This is a genomic window from Cellulomonas sp., from assembly GCF_035634735.1.
Taxonomy (GTDB): Bacteria; Actinomycetota; Actinomycetes; order Actinomycetales; family Cellulomonadaceae; genus Cellulomonas.
Window position 1 is genome coordinate 1 of record NZ_DASQCJ010000169.1, and the last position, 17,745, is coordinate 17,745.

16 protein-coding genes and 1 tRNA gene are annotated in these 17,745 nt (G+C 75.6%); 14 read left to right on the plus strand and 3 right to left on the minus strand.

Features of this window, described 5'->3' with window-relative positions; all coding sequences use genetic code 11:
• From VER05_RS14055 to VER05_RS14120, 14 genes are all read left to right on the plus strand, one after another.
• Positions 1–2,251 (plus strand): Rne/Rng family ribonuclease (locus tag VER05_RS14055; protein WP_324845958.1); only part of this gene is annotated, 2,251 nt, incomplete at its 5' end.
• A gap of 267 nt (positions 2,252–2,518) precedes the next feature.
• Positions 2,519–2,827 carry a 50S ribosomal protein L21 gene (rplU, locus tag VER05_RS14060; RefSeq protein ID WP_203670265.1) on the plus strand — a complete coding sequence of 103 codons (309 nt, stop codon included), beginning with the start codon at positions 2,519–2,521 and terminating at the stop codon, positions 2,825–2,827.
• A 63-nt stretch (positions 2,828–2,890) separates the two neighbouring features.
• A complete protein-coding gene (gene rpmA, locus VER05_RS14065) occupies positions 2,891–3,145 on the plus strand; it encodes a 50S ribosomal protein L27 (RefSeq protein WP_154730618.1) in 255 nt (84 codons plus the stop codon).
• 89 nt (positions 3,146–3,234) lie between these two features.
• Positions 3,235–4,746, plus strand: a complete 1,512-nt coding sequence (obgE, locus tag VER05_RS14070; protein ID WP_324845959.1) for a GTPase ObgE — start codon at positions 3,235–3,237, stop codon at positions 4,744–4,746.
• Between the two features lie 301 nt (positions 4,747–5,047).
• Entirely contained in the window at positions 5,048–6,034 is a 987-nt protein-coding gene (locus VER05_RS14075; RefSeq protein WP_324845960.1) for a trypsin-like serine peptidase, read from the plus strand.
• 68 nt (positions 6,035–6,102) lie between these two features.
• Positions 6,103–6,348, plus strand: a complete 246-nt coding sequence (locus VER05_RS14080; RefSeq protein ID WP_324845961.1) for a hypothetical protein — start codon at positions 6,103–6,105, stop codon at positions 6,346–6,348.
• 62 nt (positions 6,349–6,410) lie between these two features.
• A complete protein-coding gene (gene proB, locus VER05_RS14085) occupies positions 6,411–7,559 on the plus strand; it encodes a glutamate 5-kinase (RefSeq protein WP_324845970.1) in 1,149 nt (382 codons plus the stop codon).
• A 67-nt stretch (positions 7,560–7,626) separates the two neighbouring features.
• Complete coding sequence (locus VER05_RS14090; RefSeq protein ID WP_324845962.1) at positions 7,627–8,964, plus strand: glutamate-5-semialdehyde dehydrogenase; 1,338 nt, start codon at positions 7,627–7,629, stop codon at positions 8,962–8,964.
• 72 nt (positions 8,965–9,036) lie between these two features.
• Positions 9,037–9,192 (plus strand): hypothetical protein, encoded by a 156-nt coding sequence (locus tag VER05_RS14095; protein ID WP_166943740.1) that lies wholly within the window; start codon positions 9,037–9,039, stop codon positions 9,190–9,192.
• Positions 9,193–9,220: 28 nt separating this feature from the next.
• Positions 9,221–9,823, plus strand: coding sequence for a nicotinate-nucleotide adenylyltransferase (gene nadD, locus VER05_RS14100; protein ID WP_324845963.1), 603 nt, complete (start codon positions 9,221–9,223; stop codon positions 9,821–9,823).
• A gap of 46 nt (positions 9,824–9,869) precedes the next feature.
• Positions 9,870–11,669 carry a hypothetical protein gene (locus VER05_RS14105; RefSeq protein WP_324845964.1) on the plus strand — a complete coding sequence of 600 codons (1,800 nt, stop codon included), beginning with the start codon at positions 9,870–9,872 and terminating at the stop codon, positions 11,667–11,669.
• 41 nt (positions 11,670–11,710) lie between these two features.
• Positions 11,711–12,106 carry a ribosome silencing factor gene (gene rsfS / locus VER05_RS14110; protein WP_324845965.1) on the plus strand — a complete coding sequence of 132 codons (396 nt, stop codon included), beginning with the start codon at positions 11,711–11,713 and terminating at the stop codon, positions 12,104–12,106.
• Positions 12,103–12,798 carry a histidine phosphatase family protein gene (locus VER05_RS14115; RefSeq protein WP_324845966.1) on the plus strand — a complete coding sequence of 232 codons (696 nt, stop codon included), beginning with the start codon at positions 12,103–12,105 and terminating at the stop codon, positions 12,796–12,798. The genes rsfS and VER05_RS14115 overlap by 4 nt, the downstream gene beginning before the upstream one ends.
• A gap of 87 nt (positions 12,799–12,885) precedes the next feature.
• Positions 12,886–12,958, plus strand: a tRNA-Ala gene (locus VER05_RS14120).
• 64 nt (positions 12,959–13,022) lie between these two features.
• Here VER05_RS14120 and VER05_RS14125 read toward each other — a convergent pair.
• The 3 genes from VER05_RS14125 to VER05_RS14135 all read right to left on the minus strand — a co-directional run.
• Entirely contained in the window at positions 13,023–15,011 is a 1,989-nt protein-coding gene (locus tag VER05_RS14125) for a YjhG/YagF family D-xylonate dehydratase (protein ID WP_324845967.1), read from the minus strand.
• Entirely contained in the window at positions 15,008–15,901 is an 894-nt protein-coding gene (locus VER05_RS14130; protein ID WP_324845968.1) for a dihydrodipicolinate synthase family protein, read from the minus strand. Before VER05_RS14130 ends, VER05_RS14125 begins: the two co-directional genes overlap by 4 nt.
• A gap of 5 nt (positions 15,902–15,906) precedes the next feature.
• Positions 15,907–17,745, minus strand: a 1,839-nt coding sequence (locus VER05_RS14135; protein WP_324845969.1) for a right-handed parallel beta-helix repeat-containing protein, incomplete at its 5' end; no start/stop codon positions are given.

Sequence of the window (17,745 nt, forward strand, 5' to 3'; positions counted from 1 at the left end):
CGCCGCCGCGGACCAGGCCGACGAGGAGGCCGAGGAGGCCGCCGCCGAGCGCGCCGAGGACGAGGGCGACGAGAACGCCCCGCGCCGCCGCCGTCGCCGGGGTGGCCGCGGCCGCCGCTCGCGCGGTGGCTCCGACGCCGAGCAGGGCGAGGACGACGCCGACCAGCCGTCCGACGAGGGCGACGAGCCCGCCGAGGACGCCGAGGACCGCGAGGATGACGGCGACGAGCAGGCCGAGGGCGACGAGCAGGGCGGCAGCAGCCGCCGGCGCCGTCGTCGCCGCCGCTCGGGCCGCGGGGGCGGGGACGACGCGGCCGAGCCGCAGCAGTCGTCGTCGCGCCGGTCGTCGTCGCGCGGCGGGGACGAGGTCACCGCGCTGCGCGGGTCGACCCGCCTGGAGGCCAAGCGCCAGCGCCGCCGCGAGGGCCGCGACGCGGGCCGCCGCCGCCAGATCATCACCGAGGCCGAGTTCCTGGCCCGCCGCGAGTCGGTCGAGCGCTCGATGGTCGTGCGCGAGGCGCACGGCAAGACCCAGATCGCCGTGCTCGAGGACGGCGTGCTCGTCGAGCACTACGTGTCCCGGCAGGCGCAGGTCTCGATGGCCGGCAACGTCTACCTCGGCCGCGTGCAGAACGTGCTGCCCAGCATGGAGGCGGCGTTCGTCGACGTGGGCAAGGGCCGCAACGCCGTGCTCTACGCCGGCGAGGTCAACTGGGACGCCGCGGGCCTCGAGGGCGGCCAGCCCCGCCGCATCGAGCAGGCGCTCAAGTCCGGCGACTCCGTGCTCGTCCAGGTCACCAAGGACCCGATCGGCCACAAGGGCGCGCGCCTGACGTCGCAGATCACCCTGGCCGGCCGGTACCTGGTGTACGTGCCGGGCGGCGGCATGACCGGCATCAGCCGCAAGCTGCCGGAGCCCGAGCGCGCCCGCCTGAAGAAGATCCTGCGCGAGGTCGTCCCCGACTCCGCCGGCGTCATCGTGCGCACGGCCGCCGAGGGGGCCTCGGAGGAGGAGCTGCGCGCCGACATCGCCCGCCTGCAGTCGCAGTGGGAGGCGATCGAGAAGAAGGCGAAGACCGCCAACGCGCCGGCGCTGCTCCAGGGCGAGCCGGACCTCGCGATCCGCGTGGTGCGCGACATCTTCAACGACGACTTCTCCTCCCTGGTCGTCCAGGGCGACGAGGCGTGGTCGACGATCTCCGGCTACATCGGCGAGCTGGCCCCGGACCTGGCCGAGAAGGTGTCGAAGTACACCGGCACCGGCGACGTGTTCGCGGACCACCGCGTCGACGAGCAGCTCGCCAAGGGTATGGACCGCAAGGTCTGGCTGCCGTCGGGCGGCTCCCTGGTGATCGACCGCACCGAGGCCATGACGGTCGTCGACGTCAACACCGGGAAGTTCACCGGCGCGGGCGGCACCCTCGAGGAGACCGTCACCCGGAACAACCTGGAGGCCGCGGAGGAGATCGTCCGCCAGCTCCGGCTCCGGGACATCGGCGGCATCATCGTCATCGACTTCATCGACATGGTCCTCGAGTCGAACCGCGACCTGGTGCTGCGTCGCCTCGTCGAGTGCCTGGGCCGGGACCGGACCAAGCACCAGGTGGCCGAGGTCACCTCGCTCGGCCTGGTGCAGATGACCCGCAAGCGGGTCGGCCAGGGCCTGGTCGAGGCGTTCTCGGAGACCTGCGAGCACTGCAACGGCCGCGGCTTCATCGTGCACGCGGAGCCGGTCGAGAAGCACAACCACAAGCCGGAGGCGGGCGCGCCCCAGCAGCCGGCCGAGGGCGGCGGCGAGGGCAAGAAGCCGCGCCGCAAGCGCGGTGGCGGCAAGGAGCAGGCGCCCGCGCCGGCGGCGACGCCGGCCGTCCCGGTGCTGCCGGAGGCGCGGGACGCGGTCAAGGCCACGCTCGCGACCATCGCGGCGGCCGCGGCGCACGCCCACGCGCACGACGGCGAGCACGCGGCGCACGGCGACGCGGGGGAGCAGCCGGCGGCACCCGCCGCCGAGGCCGCCCCCGAGGCGCCCGCCGCGGCCCCGGCCCCGGCCGAGCCCGCCGCGGAGGCCCCGGTCGACGCGAAGCCCGCCCTTGACGTCCTCGCGGCGCTCGGCGACCTGGCCGCGCGCGCCCCGGAGCAGACCGCCTCGGCCCCGGCCGCCGGCGAGCCGCACCTCGAGCTGACCCCGGTCGACCCGGGCCTGTTCGAGCTGCCCGAGGCCGGCTCCGACCCCGAGGACGACGCGTCTTGACCGCCCCGGCGGCCCCTCGCCCGCGCGCGAGGGGCCGCGGGGACGCGGTTTGACCCTCTCGGAGGGTCTGCGTATCCTTGAACGTCGGTGCGCTCTGATGGTGAGCCCGGTTGACCCCGGGTCGCTGCGCAGAGGCACCGTTCGTGCGTGACGCCCCAGCGGCGCCGACCTCCCGAGCTCCGCGGCCACCGCGGTGGCGCGCCGGGACCGGCAGCAGGGCGGGGCGCCCCTGAACCTGTAGTTCGACGAGCAGAGATGAGCAGCAACGTGGTGTACGCGATCGTGAAGGCCGGCGGCCGCCAGGAGAAGGTCGCCGTCGGCGACGTCGTCGTCGTCGACCGGCTCGCGGCCGCGGCCGGCGAGACCGTCGAGCTGCCCGCGCTCCTCCTCGTCGACGGCACCGCCGTGACGTCGGACGCCGCGGCGCTCGCCAAGATCAAGGTCACCGCGGAGGTCGTCCGGGACGAGAAGGGCCCGAAGATCGACATCCTGCGGTACAAGAACAAGACCGGCTACCGCCGCCGCCAGGGCCACCGTCAGGCGCTCACCCGCCTCAAGGTCACCGGCATCAAGTGACCTCGCGGGCCCGCCGGCCCGTGACCCCTCCCGTAGACAGCACCGCACGAAAGCAGGCCTGAGATGGCACACAAGAAGGGCGCGAGCTCCTCGCGCAACGGTCGTGACTCCAACGCCCAGCGTCTCGGCGTCAAGCGCTTCGGCGGCCAGGTCGTCAACGCGGGCGAGATCATCGTCCGCCAGCGCGGCACCCACTTCCACCCCGGTGTGAACGTGGGCCGTGGCGGCGACGACACGCTGTTCGCCCTCACCGCCGGTGCCGTGCAGTTCGGCACCCGTCGTGGCCGCAAGGTCATCGACATCGTGACGGCGGCCTGACACCGCCGCACCCCAGCACGCTGGCCGGAGGGGCGCACCGCACGACGCGGTGCGCCCCTCCGTCCGTCCAGGAAGGAACCACCCCGCACATGGCCGCGTTCGTCGACCGAGTCGTCCTGCACGCCAGCGGCGGTGACGGCGGCCACGGCTGCGCGTCCATCCACCGCGAGAAGTTCAAGCCGCTCGCCGGCCCCGACGGGGGCAACGGCGGCAACGGCGGCAGCGTGATCCTGGTCGTCGACCCCCAGGTCACCACGCTGCTCGACTACCACCACGCGCCGCACCGGCACGCCCCGTCCGGCACCCAGGGCATGGGCGACCACCGCCAGGGCTCGACCGGCCAGGACCTGGTGCTGCCCGTGCCCGACGGCACCGTCGTGAAGTCGGCCGACGGCGAGGTGCTGGCCGACCTGGTGGGCGCCGGCGCCACGTTCGTGGTGGCCGAGGGCGGCCACGGCGGCCTCGGCAACGCCGCGCTGTCCTCCCCGCGCCGCAAGGCCCCGGGCTTCGCCCTGCTCGGCGAGCCCGGCGACGCCCGCGACGTCGTGCTCGAGCTCAAGACGATCGCCGACGTCGCGCTCGTGGGCTTCCCGAGCGCCGGCAAGTCGTCGCTGGTCGCCGCGATGTCCGCCGCCCGGCCGAAGATCGCCGACTACCCGTTCACGACCCTGGTCCCGAACCTCGGCGTCGTGCAGGCGGGCGACGCGCGGTACACCGTCGCCGACGTCCCGGGCCTCATCCCGGGCGCGAGCGAGGGCAAGGGCCTCGGCCTCGAGTTCCTCCGGCACGTCGAGCGGTGCGCCGTGCTGGTGCACGTCCTCGACTGCGCCACCCTCGAGCCGGGCCGGGACCCGCTGACCGACCTCGACGTCATCGAGGCCGAGCTCGCCGCGTACGCGGGGGACATCGGCATCGAGGGCGGGCGGGTGCCGCTGACCGAGCGCCCGCGCATGGTCGTGCTCAACAAGATCGACGTCCCCGAGGCCCGCGAGCTCGCCGACCTGGTCCGGCCGGACCTGGAGGCGCGCGGCCTGCGGGTGTTCGAGATCTCCACCGCGAGCCACGAGGGCCTGCGCCCGCTGACGTTCGCGCTGGCCGAGGTCGTCGAGCAGGCCCGCCGCGACGCGCCGGCCCCCGAGGCGACCCGCGTGGTGCTGCGCCCGAAGGCGGTCGACGAGGCCGGCTTCACGGTCGCGCGGCGCCAGGACGGCGACCACGAGTACTTCCAGGTCCGCGGCACCAAGCCCGAGCGCTGGGTGCGGCAGACCGACTTCGCCAACGACGAGGCCGTGGGCTACCTGGCCGACCGGCTGGCGCGGCTCGGCGTCGAGGAGAAGCTGCTCAAGGCCGGCGCGGTCGCGGGCGCCGAGGTCGTCATCGGCGACGGGCCGAGCGCGGTCGTCTTCGACTGGGAGCCGACCCTGCTCACCGGCTCGGAGCTGCTCGGGGGGCCCCGCGGGTCGGACCAGCGCCTCGAGGACCACAGCCGGCCCACCCGCGGGCAGAAGCGCGAGCAGTACAAGGAGCGCATGGACGCCAAGGCGGAGGCGCGCGCCGAGCTGTGGACCGAGCGCGAGGCCGGCCTCTGGCGCGAGGACTGACGCTCGGTTTCCCCGGGGGCGATGCCTCTGGAGTGGAGCGTTCTGCCCGACACGCCGGTGCGTGTCGGGCAGAACGCTCCAGTCGTCTCCACTCCCGTCCGTCCGTCCGGGGGTCTCGGGCCGAGGCGCATGTCGGATCAGCGTGGGGGAGGCTCCTCGTACGGGCACGTGACCGCCGACGAACCCGCGGAAGGACCCTGTTCGGGCTTGACCGTGACGGGCGCGTCCCGGCATGATACCGAGCGCAGCCGCATACGTCTCTGAACTCCGATGAAGGAGCAGATGCATGCGACTGTCATCCGTGGCGCTGACGATCTCGCTCGTCGCCCTGACGCTCTCGACGCCCGGCCCTCCGGCCGCGCAGGCGTCCGCGGGGGGCTCCCCGCCTGACGTCGTCACGATGGTGGACAGCACCGGCGCGAGCTGGACCATCGAGGTTCCGACGACGACACGCCGCGACTCGGGGCCGACCGCGTCGGTCCCGGCGACAACCGGATCCGGTGATCTCGCCGATCTGGTCGGGGCCGAGCTCTACCCCGTGCTTCCGCCCGAGGTCGCACGAGCCCTGGCGCCCGAGGAGCGACAAGCGGGGACCCGATCCGTGATCGGAGCAGATGACCGGACGCGTATCACCAAGGTGACCAGCGACCCGTACGTGCAGATGCCCCTCCTCACGTACGCCAAACCGGGCGGTGACCGGTTCATGTGCACGGGCTGGTTGTACGACAACCGCACCCTCGCGACGGCGGCGCACTGCCTGTCGGACGGGGAGGGGACGTGGTACTCGGGCTACGAGGTGTACTTCGGAGCGGACGGGTCCAGCGCGTACGCCCGGTGCGGCTACAACGTCCAGGCAGCGCCGGTCGGCTGGGACGGCGTGGCCGGAAGTCCGCACGACTGGGGCATCCTGGTCCTCAACTGCAACGCAGGAGACGTCCTCGGTCATCTCGGCTACAAGTCGCTCTCCACTGCACCGAGCGGCAACTGGTCGGTGACCGGCTACCCGAGCGACAAGGTCTCGTCGACGTCTGGGTACACGATGTGGACGCACTCCGGACCGGTCACTGCTGCGGACGCCGCGCGCTGGCACTACCAGATCGACACCCACGGCGGACAGAGCGGAGCGCCTGTCTGGCGGCTGGAAGCGGGAACATCGTGCGGGAACTGCGCCATCGGCATCCACGTCGCCGGACCGTTGAACCCGACGCCCACCTCGCAGAACACGGGCGTCCGCATCACGGCGACGGTCTTCGAGGCGCTCAGCGCCTACGCCAGAGCCTATCCCTGAGCACGGTCGGGCTGATCGCCCTCACCGGCGCGTGCACGGCAGACCCGGAGACAGCGTCGATCTCGGGCGTGGTGCACGTGGGTGGCGACCCTTGTGCCGCCTGGTGCACGGTGGAGCTCAGGCCGTACGGCGAGACGGGCCCGGTCCTCGAGATCGCTCAGATCGTGAGCGACGACGGCTCGTTCGCCTGGCGAGGGCTCCGGGGCGGTCGGTACACGATCCGGGCGTGGAGTGACGGCGAGCACGGCGACGCTGACGTTGCCGTCGCGCCGGGCGGCTGGGTGATCGTGGACGTGCACATCGGCGACACCTGATGCCCGTTCGAGCGCGTCCGATCGCTGAACGGTGCGGAGCCGGGAGCGTCGGGCGGGGGATGATGCTCCCCGTGAGTGCCGCCGCGTTGTCCGACCGCCGCCTGCTGCCCGAGGTCCGCCGCGTGGTGGTCAAGGTCGGCTCGTCCTCGCTGACGGACGGCACCGGCAAGCTCGACCCGGCCCGGCTGCGGGCGCTGGTCGACGTGCTGGCCGCCCGCGTGAACGGCGGGCACCAGGTCGTCCTGGTGTCGTCCGGCGCCATCGCCACCGGCATGGACCCGCTCGGCCTCGCGCAGCGGCCCCGGGACCTCGCGACCCAGCAGGCCGCCGCGTCCGTGGGGCAGGGGCTGCTGGTCGCGCACTACACCCGCGCGTTCCACGAGCACGGCCTGCGCGTCGGTCAGGTGCTGCTGACCGCCGACGACACGATGCGCCGGACCCAGTACCGGAACGCGCAGCGCGCGCTGGAGCGGCTCCTCGACCTCGGGATCGTGCCGATCGTCAACGAGAACGACACGGTCGCCACGGACGAGATCCGGTTCGGCGACAACGACCGGCTGGCGGCGCTGGTGTCGCACCTGGTGCACGCCGACGCGATGGCGCTGCTGACGGACGTCGACGGCCTGTACACCGGTCCGCCGAACCGCGAGGGGTCGCGCCGGATCGCCGAGGTGCGCGGTCCGAAGGACCTGGACGGGATCGACGTCTCCGCGCGCGGGTCCCGGGTCGGCACCGGCGGCATGGTGACCAAGCTGGAGTCGGTGGCGATCGCCACGGGGTCGGGCGTGCCGGTCGTGCTGACCTCGGCCGCGCAGGTCGCCCCGGCGCTGGCCGGCGAGGACGTCGGCACCTGGTTCGCGGCGACCGGCAAGCGCGCGTCGACCCGGCTGATGTGGCTCGCGTACGCCGCGCGCACCCACGGGCGGCTCGTGCTCGACGACGGCGCGGTGACGGCGGTCGTCGAGCGCGGCAAGTCGCTGCTGCCGGCCGGCGTGACGGCCGTCCAGGGCGAGTTCGAGGCCGGCGACCCGGTCGAGATCGCCGCCGCCGACGGCACGGTGGTGGCGCGCGGGCTGGTGGCCTACTCGTCGCAGGAGGCGCCCGACCTGCTCGGCCGCAGCACGTCCGAGCTCCGGGCGGAGCTGGGGGAGGGGTACGACCGCGAGCTCGTGCACCGGGACGACCTCGTGCTGGTGCGGCGCCGCCGCTGAGGCGGGCGCGCTGCCGGGCGCTGAGACGCCCGCCGACCCGCCGCGCGTCCGGGACTAGGCTGGTGCGATGACCACCTCGCTCGACGCCCCGGCCACGGACGGGGCCCAGCCCGCCGCCGTGCCCGCCGCGCCGTCGGCCGACGACGTCACCGCCCAGGTGCTCGCCGTGGCCCGGCGCGCCAAGGCGGCGTCCCGCGCCCTGGCCGTCGCCACCCGCGGCACCAAGGACGCGGCGCTGCACGCGCTCGCCGACGCCCTGGTGGCGCACGCGGACGCGATCGTCGCCGCCAACGCCGAGGACCTGGACCGGGGCCGCGCGGACGGCATCTCGGACGGCCTGCTCGACCGGCTCGCGCTCACCCCCGCGCGCATCGAGGCGATCGCCGGCGCGCTGCGCGAGGTCGCGGCGCTGCCCGACCCGGTCGGCGAGGTGGTGCGCGGCTCGACGCTGCCCAACGGCCTGCGGATGCGCCAGGTGCGCGTCCCGATGGGCGTCGTCGGGATGATCTACGAGGCGCGGCCGAACGTCACGGTCGACGCGGTCGGGCTGACGCTCAAGAGCGGCAACGCGGTCGTGCTGCGCGGCGGGTCCGCGGCGGCCCGGAGCAACGCGGTGATCGTCGAGGTGCTGCGCGCCGCGCTCGAGGCGCAGGGCCTGCCCGCCGACCTCGTGCAGTCGGTCGACGCCTGGGGCCGCGCCGGCGGCGTGGCGCTCATGCACGCCCGCGGGCTGGTCGACGTGCTGGTGCCGCGCGGCGGTGCCGGCCTGATCCAGACGGTGGTCCGCGAGGCCACGGTGCCGGTGATCGAGACCGGCGTGGGCAACGTGCACGTGTACGTCGACGCCACCGCCGACCCCGCCGTCGCGCTGCCGATCCTGCTCAACGCCAAGACCCAGCGCGTCGGGGTGTGCAACGCCGCCGAGACGCTGCTGGTGCACCGCGACGCCGCCGAGGCGTTCCTGCCGTCCGCGCTCGCCGCGCTGGCCGAGGCCGGCGTGACGGTGCACGGCGACGCCGCGACGACCGCGGCGGCCCCCGCCGGCGTCGAGGTCGTGCCCGCCACGGACGAGGACTGGGCCACCGAGTACCTGTCGCTCGACCTCGCGGTCCGCGTCGTCGACGACCTGGACGCGGCGCTCGAGCACATCCGCACCTGGAGCTCCGGCCACACCGAGGCGATCGTCACCCGCGACCTGGCCGCCTCCGAGCGGTTCGTCGCCGAGGTCGACTCCGCCGCCGTCATGGTCAACGCCTCGACGCGGTTCACCGACGGCGGCCAGCTGGGGCTCGGCGCCGAGATCGGCATCTCCACCCAGAAGCTGCACGCCCGCGGCCCGATGGGCCTCGGCGAGCTCACCACCACCAAGTGGGTGGTGCACGGCGACGGGCACGTGCGGCCCTGACCCGGCGTCCGGCGGGCGACCCGCCGGACGTGCGACACTTGACCCTCACTTCGACCCGTCCGGGAGGACCACGTGAACGCTGCGCTGCGCGTCGCCGAGACCGCCGCCGAGCACACGACCGAGCTGCCGTTCTCGCCCGTGGTGTTCGGCATCACCGCCTTCGGCGTCCTCATCGCCCTGCTGCTCGTGACCTTCGCCTTCCGGAGCGTCGGCACGCGCCACGACTGAGCCGCCAGCAGACGGGGACCCGCATCCGATGACGCAGCGACGAGCCCGGCTGGGCGTGATGGGCGGCACCTTCGACCCCATCCACCACGGCCACCTCGTCGCCGCCAGCGAGGTCGCCGCGCGGTTCGACCTGGACGAGGTCGTGTTCGTGCCGACCGGCGCCCCGTCGTTCAAGCAGGACGTCGACGTCACGCCGGCCGAGCACCGATACCTCATGACCGTCATCGCGACGGCGTCGAACCCGCGGTTCACCGTCAGCCGCGTCGACATCGACCGGCCCGGGCTGACGTACACCGTCGACACCCTGCGGGACCTCGCGCACGAGCGGCCCGACGCCGACCTGTACTTCATCACCGGCGCCGACGCCATCGAGCAGATCCTCACCTGGAAGGACTCGCCGGAGCTCTTCGAGCGGGCCCAGTTCGTCGCCGTGACCCGGCCCGGGCACACGCTCACGACCGACGGCCTGCCCGCCGACCGGGTGAGCCAGTGGGAGATCCCGGCGCTCGCCATCTCGTCCACCGACGTGCGCGACCGCGCGCGCGGCGGCAAGCCCGTCTGGTACCTGGTCCCGGACGGCGTCGTCCAGTACATCGCGAAGCACGGTCTGTACCGGGGGAGCGAATCGTGATCCACGAGATCACCCGCTCCGCCCCCGGTCCCGAGGAGGCCCCGAGATGAGCTCGTCCGGCAGCCCGCTCACCCGACGGGAGCTGCGGGAGCGCGAGGCCGCGCGGCTCGCGGAGCAGGAGCGCGCGTCCGCGGCGGCTGCCGCGCCCGCGCCGGCTGCCGCGCCCGCGCCCGAGGCCGCGCAGGCGACCCCGCCGCGCGGCGTGGGCCGGGCGGCGGGCGGAGCGGCGACGCCGTCGGGCGCCGGTGCGGCCCCCGCGGGTGCCGGTCCGCGCCGTACCGCCGCGCCCGTGAGCCCGGCTGCGCCCGTGCGCCCCGCCTCGGCGGCGCCCGGTGCGCCCGCCTCGCCCGCCGCCCCCGCCGCGTCGCCGTCCTCGCGGCGGGCGCTGCGCAACCAGCCCGTGTCGGCGGTCGGACCGGACGGGTCCGCCGCGCCGTACCAGGTGCCCGGCCTCCAGCCCGACCAGCCCGCGCGCACCCGGCGGTCGATCCGGACCTCGGACGCGCCGCAGGCCGGCGCGCCGGGTGCGGGGGCGACCGGTGCCCGCGCCGCGGGTGCCGGTGCCGCGGGTGCCGCCCCCGGCCCCGCCGCCTCGGGCCCCGCTGCCGCTGGGGCCGCCGCTGGCGCCGCTCGCGCCGGCGCCCCGGCCGCGCGCCCGTCGGCGCCCGCCGCCGCCCCGCGCGTGCCCGACCTGTGGGCCGCGGCCCAGCGGGACGCGGGCGGGTCCGCCGCGTCGCCGTCGGGGTCCGCCGCGCCGGGGTCCGCCGCGCCCGCGCCCGCCCTCTCGACACCGAACCCCGCCCGGACCGCCCCCGCGCCGTCCCGGGCCCCGGCGCGCAGCGACCGCGCGTCCGCCACCGGCGCCGTGCCCGCGGGCGGCGCGTCCACCGCCTCCGGCTCCGCCGGCGCCCCCACCTCCGCCCCGCCCCACGGCGCGCCCGCGCCGTGGGCCCGGACCGGCGCCGCCCGCCCGGCGACCGCGTCCGGCACAGCGGCCGGTCCCGCGTCCGGCACCGCACCCGCCGCCCCGGCGTCCGCACCCGGCGCCGCCCCCGCGGGCCGCGCCGCCCGCCCCGCGCCGGCCGTCCCGGGCCAGGCGCCCGCGCCCGACCGTTCCTCCGCCACGCCGGCGTCCGAGCCGCAGCCCGCCCGCCGGAGCGCCGGCAGCACGCCCGGCCGCGCGTGGCCGCCCGCCGCGCCGGCCGCGGGCGCCGCCGGCGCCGCCCCGTCGGCCCCGGCCGCGGCCCCCGCCGCCCCGGGCCAGCAGCGTGCCGGCGCCGCGGCCCCCTCGCGGACCTCCTCCGGCGCGTCGTGGCGCCCGCTGGCCGGCGACGCCGCGTCGGTGGGCACCGGCACCACCGCGCTGCCCACGTCGGCGACCGCGGGGAGCGCCGCTGCCGCCGCGCCGAGCACCCCGGCGCCCGCCGCCCCGGCCAAGCAGGACCGGTCCAACGCCGGTCCCGCGCGCACGTCGGCCGCGGCCCCGGCCGCCGCGCCGCCGGCCGGCGCCGAGGACGACGACGAGGCCCCCGTCCCGCAGTGGCAGAGCCTGCTGCGCGCGATGGCGCCTGCGCCGCTGCCCGAGGACGAGGCCGAGATCACCGACGCCACGGGCGACATGCTGCGCGGCGTGCACGCGGACGAGGAGATCGACGAGATCGACGAGCAGCCCGAGCGGCTGCGCCGGCCCCTGCCGTACACCTGGCTGCAGTGGATCATCCTGGCGGTCGTCGCGTTCGTGCTCGGCTTCCTCATCATCTTCGTCGCCAACACCGCGTCGAGCGCCGAGGGACCGGACGTCCCCGCCGCGGCCGCCGCGGCCCCGGACGCCGCGCCCGCACCCTGACCTGCACCACCCGCCCCACCCGAACCACCCCGAGGAGACCCGTGTCGGCCACCGACCGCGCGATCGAGCTCACCGTGGCGGCCGCACGCGCCGCTTCCGACCTCAAGGCCCAGGAGATCATCGCCCTGGACGTCAGCGGGCAGCTCGTGCTGACCGACGCGTTCCTGATCGCCTCCGGCACCAACGAGCGGCAGGTCGGCGCGATCGTCGACGCCGTCGAGGAGTCGCTGCACAAGCTCGGCGCCAAGCCGCTGCGCCGCGAGGGCAAGTCCGAGGGCCGCTGGGTGCTCATCGACTTCGGCGACGTCGTCGTGCACGTGCAGCACGCCGAGGACCGCACGTACTACGCGCTCGAGCGGTTGTGGAAGGACTGCCCCGTCATCGAGCTGCCGGCCGACGTGCACGGCAACCCCGAGGGCGCCGAGGCGGGCGAGTGACCGCCGGGCGCGTCGTCCTCTGGCGGCACGGGCGCACCGCGCACAACGCCGCGGCGCGCCTGCAGGGCCAGTCCGACATCCCGCTCGACGAGGTCGGCGTGTGGCAGGCCGAGACGGCCGCCGCCGCGCTCGCGAGCCGGTACTCCCCGACGCGGGTCGTCGCCTCCGACCTGGGCCGCGCGCGGTCGACGGCGGAGGCGCTGTCCGCGCGCACCGGGCTGCCGGTGCACACCGACGCCCGGGTCCGGGAGCGGTCGTTCGGCGACTGGGAGGGCATGACCTCGGCGGAGATCGCCGAGCGCTGGCCCGAGCAGCACGCCGCCTGGCGCTCCGGCCGCGAGCCCGAGCGCGTCGGCGCCGAGACCCGCGCCGAGGTCCAGGCCCGCATGGTCGAGGCGGTCGCCGAGCAGGCGGCCGCCCTCGAGCCGGACGACACCCTCGTCGTCGTGTCGCACGGCGCCGCGATCACGCTCGGCCTGGTCGGCCTGCTCGGCCTGCCGGCGGAGTGGAAGGGCGTCTCCGGCATGTCGAACGCCCACTGGGCCGAGGTCCAGCCCGGCCGCTCCGGCTCCGGCCTGGCGTGGCGGCTGGAGGCCCTCAACGTCGGCCCGGTGCACGCGTCGTCCGACTGGAACGCGGGCCCGGACCGGGTCGACCGGGGCATGGACGAGGAGGTCCGCGATCCGGCCTGACCAGCCGATTCGCATCTTCCGCCAGGTTCGATTAGAGTTCAGGACGCCCGCTCAGCGGGACGGGAGAAGGCCGGAAGGCCTGATCACGGGGCTGTGGCGCAGCTGGTAGCGCACCTGCATGGCATGCAGGGGGTCAGGGGTTCGAGTCCCCTCAGCTCCACACACGGAAGCGGGCGAGAGCGGAAGCTCTCGCCCGCTTCGTCGTTCCCGGGCCCGCGGCTCGCTCAGGCGGGCGAGGCCCCACCGGCCGCGCCGCCCAGCGCCGCCGCCCCCGCCCGCAGCACCTCGACGATCCGGTCCACGTCGTACACGGCACCGCCCCAGGTCCCGCCGCTGGCCTCCTGCAGCGCCGCCCACAGCCGGGTGTCGTCGGGCAGCTGCGGGTGCGGCGCCAGCCCGGGGTGCGGCTCGCGCGCGGCGAGCACCCGGGCGCCCTCCGCGGGGGACAGCGGGGCGTCGGCCGTGCCGACGTAGTCCACGCTGCCCTCCAGCCCGGCGACGTCGACCCGGATCCGCACCAGGTCGCCGTCCCGGAGCCGCCCGATCGGCCCGCCGGCCAGCGCCTCGGGGCCGACGTGCCCGAGGCAGGCGCCCGTGGAGACGCCGGAGAACCGGGCGTCGGTGATCAGCGAGATGTCTCGCCCGTAGCTGAGGTGCTTGAGCGCGGAGGTGACCTGGTAGGTCTCCTCCATGCCGGTGCCGAGCGGGCCGCCGCCCATGACGACCATGACGTCCCCGGGGGCGACCGCGCGGGCCTTGATCGCGGCGATGGCCGCGGCCTCCGACGTGAACACGCGGGCGGGGCCGACGTGCTCGAACACGTCCCCGTCCAGGCGGGCCGGGTCGATGGCGGTGGACTTGATGACGGCACCCTCGGGCGCGAGGTTGCCGGTGGGGAACGCGGTGGTGGGCATGAGCCCCCGACGGTGGGCCGCGGCCGGCGCCATGATCACGTCGTCCGGGTCGACGCCCTCCTGGTCGCGCAGCACCTGCCGCAGCCGGGCGCGGCGCTCGGAGCCGGCCCACCAGTCCAGGACGGTGCCGAGCGTCTCGCCGGTGGCGGTGAGCGCGTCGAGGTGCAGCACGCCGAGGTCCCGCAGGTGCAGCATCACCTCGGGGGCGCCGCCGGCCAGGAACATCCGGACGGTCGGGTGCTGGACGGGCCCGTTGGGCAGGACGCTGACGAGGCGGGGCACGGCGCGGTTCACGCGGAGCCAGTCGTCGACGGACGGCCGCGGCACGCCTGCGGCGTGCGCGATCGCGGGCAGGTGCAGCAGCAGGTTGGTCGACCCGCCGATCGCGGCGTGCACGGCCATCGCGTTCTCGAACGCCTCGGGGGTGAGCACGTCGCGGGTGGTGAGGCCGAGCTCGCGCTGGCGCAGCACGGCGAGCGCGGACTGCCGCGCGACCTCGGCCCACACCGGCTCGCCGGACGGGGCCAGGGCGGAGTGCGGGAGCGCGAGGCCGAGCGCCTCGGCGACCACCTGGCTGGTGCCGGCGGTGCCGAGGAAGTGGCAGCCGCCACCGGGGGAGGCGCAGGCGCGGCAGCCGGCCTCGGCCGCGTCCTCCAGCGAGAGCTCGCCGTTCGCGAACCGCGCGCCGATGGTCTGGACCCGCGCCAGGTCCTCGCCGTGGGTGGGCGGCAGGGTCACGCCGCCGGGCACCAGGACGGTCGGCAGGTCGTGCTGGGACGCCAGCGCCATCATCGTGGCGGGCAGGCCCTTGTCGCAGGTGGCGACGCCCAGGACCGCGGACCGCGTGGGCAGCGACCGGATCAGGCGGCGCATGACGGTCGCGGCGTCGTTCCGGTACGGCAGCGAGTCGAACATGCCGGTGGTGCCCTGCGAGCGGCCGTCGCACTGGTCGGAGACGAACGTCGCGAACGGCAGCCCGCCCTCCGCCGCGACAGTCTCGGCCGCGGCGCGCACCTGGTCGACGAGCTCGAAGTGCCCCGAGTGCAGGCCGAGCGCGATCGGCTCGCCGGACTCCGACCGCAGGCCGCCGGCCGTCGAGACGATCATCACCTGGGGCCCCAGCAGGTTCGCCCGGGGCCAGCCCATGCCGGCGTTCTGGGTCATGCCGAACACGTCGCCGCTCGGCGACCCGCGCAGCCCCTCCGCGGTGAGCGGCAGCCGGCCGGACGGCCCGTCGGCGTGCGAGCGCAGGGCGTAGATCCCGTCGTGCGGCTCGAGCAGGCGCTCCCAGCCCGTCACGGCAGGTCCTCGACCGCGGCCATGAGCGCGGCGAGCGCGTCGGCCTGCTCGGGGGTGGGCGGCAGGTGCGGGGCCGTCGAGTGGGGCTCGAGCCCGACCCCGCGCGCGACCATGCCGGCCTTGAGCAGCGGGAAGAACGGGGCGCCCAGCGCGTACAGGCCCATCAGCACGTCGATGCGGTGCTGCGCGACGGCGATGGCCGCCGCGTCCCCGGAGTCGACGGCCCGCGCGTACGCGGCGCAGTGCTCCGGGTACAGGTTCGCCAGCCCGCCGATGGCCCCGGCGCCGCCGGACGTCACGACGTGGTGCAGGTTCTCGTCGAACCCGGCGAACACCCGGAAGTCGGGGAACTCCGGCAGCAGCTCGGTGAGCAGCCGCCGGGTGTGGCCGACCTCGAGCACGGTGTCCTTGTAGCCGACGATGTTCGGGTGCCGGCGCAGCAGCCGGCGGGTCACGTCAGGGCCCAGGTCGTACCCGGTGCGCGCGGGGAAGTTGTAGAGGTAGAGGTCGCCGGGCACCTGGCCGGCGACCGCCGAGAAGTACGCCTCGACGGCCGCGTCCTCGAGCGCGAAGTAGTACGGGCTGACGACCATCACCGCGGGGGCGCCGGCGGCCAGGGCGTACCGGCTGAGCTCGACCGTCTCGTCGACCCGCAGGCACCCGGTGCCCACGACCAGGTCGCCGCGGGGCAGCACGTGCTCGACGGCCAGGTCGATCAGCTCGCGCTTCTGCTCGGGGAGCAGCGAGAAGAACTCGCCGGTGCTGCCGAGGAGCACGATGCCGTCGACGCCGCCGTCCAGGATGTGCTCCCACACGGCGAGGTTCCCCTCGCGGTCGAGGGTGCCGTCGGCGTGCAGCGCCGTCACGGCGGGGGCGTGGAACTGCGCCATCGCGATCACCAGACCCGGACGCGCGCGGCGCCGTCGTCGAGGCGGGCCAGCGGGCCCGGCGGGTGGGGGGTGCCGGGCTCCTTGCGGTGCCCGACCAGGTCGAGGTCGGCGACCACGGGGGTGCCGTCGGGGTGCTCGTAGCCCGCGCCGACGATCCGCACGTGCCCGAGGTCGGCCCCGGTCACCACGTCGAGGAGCGGGGCGGCGAGCCCGGCGGGGAGGTCGGTCTCCAGGTGGACCTCCGCGCCGGAGTCCACGACCCGCACCGCGGCGGGGCCGTCGACGACCCGGGCGCCGGTCTCGTGGGCCGCCGGGCGCGCGCCGTCGGCGTAGGCGTTCGACCAGAGGTACGCCGCCTGCCGCTCCAGGTGGAACCGCGAGTGGTCGCCGGCGCCGCTGGCGGTGCCGATGCGCTCGGTGTACTCCGCCCAGGACCCCGGCGACCCGTCGTAGGCGTGCGTGCCGTTCGACTCCGGCGGGAAGTCGGCGAGCAGCATCGGGGCGTCGGGCGCGTAGACGCCGTGCCGCGCCCCGACGAACAGGTTGCCGGCGTACCGGTCGTCGCCGCCGTACACGAACGCGTACCCGGCGACCTGGGTGGAGTGCGGCACGTGGTACGGCGTGGCCCGGTCCAGCACCGGCTGCACGCGCAGCACGCCCAGCACCAGGTTGTGCAGGAACGCGGTGCCCTGGCTGAGCAGCTCGATCGCGATGGGGGAGGCCAGCACGTTGTGGTCGACGACCGCGGGCCCGTGGGACACCTCGACGAACAGGTCCCGGATGTTGCGGTACAGCAGGTTCCGGGTGACCCGCGCGCCCTGGGCCTGCCAGTCCAGCCAGATGCCGAGCGTGGTGTCGTGCACCCGGTTGTGCTCGACGGTGACGTCCAGGGGGGCGTGCAGCTTGATGCCCGCGACCTCGTACCCGGAGAACTCGTGCTTGGTCCCGATGTGGTGGATGTGGTTGTCCGCGATCGTGGAGAACGCGCAGCCCAGGTGGCCGACGACGCCGTTCTGCCCGCAGTCGCGGATCTCGTTGCGGCGGACGACGTGCGAGCCGACGTGCTCGCGCTCCCAGCCCTGGTGCAGGGCGGTGAACACGGCCTCGAGCTGGTACTGGTAGCCCGGCTTGTCGCCGAGGACGTGCGACTCGTTGTCGCCGCTCGCCGCGTCCTTGCCCAGGGAGACGCCCGCGCACTTCGAGTCGCGGATCAGGTTGTCCTCGATCACCCAGCCCCTCGCCCAGCGCGGCCCGACGAGCCCGAGCTGGTCGGCGGTCGGCGGGGCCCACGGGGTGGCGGCCTGCGCGAGCTCGAAGCCGCGGACGGTGACGTAGTCGACGTGGGCGCGCTCGGGGCTGAACACCGACGGGCGGACGTTGACCTCGACCAGCTCGGCGGTGGGGTCCGCGCCGCCGAAGTTCGCCCACACGGTCGTGACGTCGTCGCCGACCTCGGCGTACCAGACGAGGACGGTGCGGTCCGGGTCGACCAGCGGGGTGTCGAGCGCCGTCCACTGGTACCGGACGTGCGTGCGGCGCTCGGGGCGGTCGACGGCGGCGCGGTCGTGCACCTCGTGCAGGGACCGGCCGGCGAGGTAGACGTCGCCGCGGTGCGCGAGCGGTGCGCCGGGGCTGGTGTGCAGCCAGTCGCCGGCGACCGGCTCGTCGAACGGGTTGAGGTCGCCGAACAGGGTGTGCGGGATCTCCGCCCGCCACACGTCGCCGCCCTCGCGCACCCAGCCGGTGACGGGCTCGGCCCCGGTGATCACCACGTGCTCCCCGGGCGCGGCCTCGAACGTGATCCGGCGGTCGTCGGCGACGCCGCCGCGCACCGGGCGGACCCA

Excerpts from the sequence above, each read along its gene's own strand:
- rpmA (WP_154730618.1), top strand. The coding sequence starts at position 2,891 with ATGGCACACAAGAAGGGCGCGAGCTCCTCGCGCAACGGTCGTGACTCC.
- obgE (WP_324845959.1), top strand. The coding sequence starts at position 3,235 with ATGGCCGCGTTCGTCGACCGAGTCGTCCTGCACGCCAGCGGCGGTGAC.
- proB (WP_324845970.1), top strand. The coding sequence starts at position 6,411 with ATGCTCCCCGTGAGTGCCGCCGCGTTGTCCGACCGCCGCCTGCTGCCC.
- VER05_RS14090 (WP_324845962.1), top strand. The coding sequence starts at position 7,627 with ATGACCACCTCGCTCGACGCCCCGGCCACGGACGGGGCCCAGCCCGCC.
- nadD (WP_324845963.1), top strand. The coding sequence starts at position 9,221 with ATGACGCAGCGACGAGCCCGGCTGGGCGTGATGGGCGGCACCTTCGAC.
- VER05_RS14105 (WP_324845964.1), top strand. The coding sequence starts at position 9,870 with ATGAGCTCGTCCGGCAGCCCGCTCACCCGACGGGAGCTGCGGGAGCGC.
- VER05_RS14130 (WP_324845968.1), bottom strand. The coding sequence starts at position 15,901 with ATGGCGCAGTTCCACGCCCCCGCCGTGACGGCGCTGCACGCCGACGGC.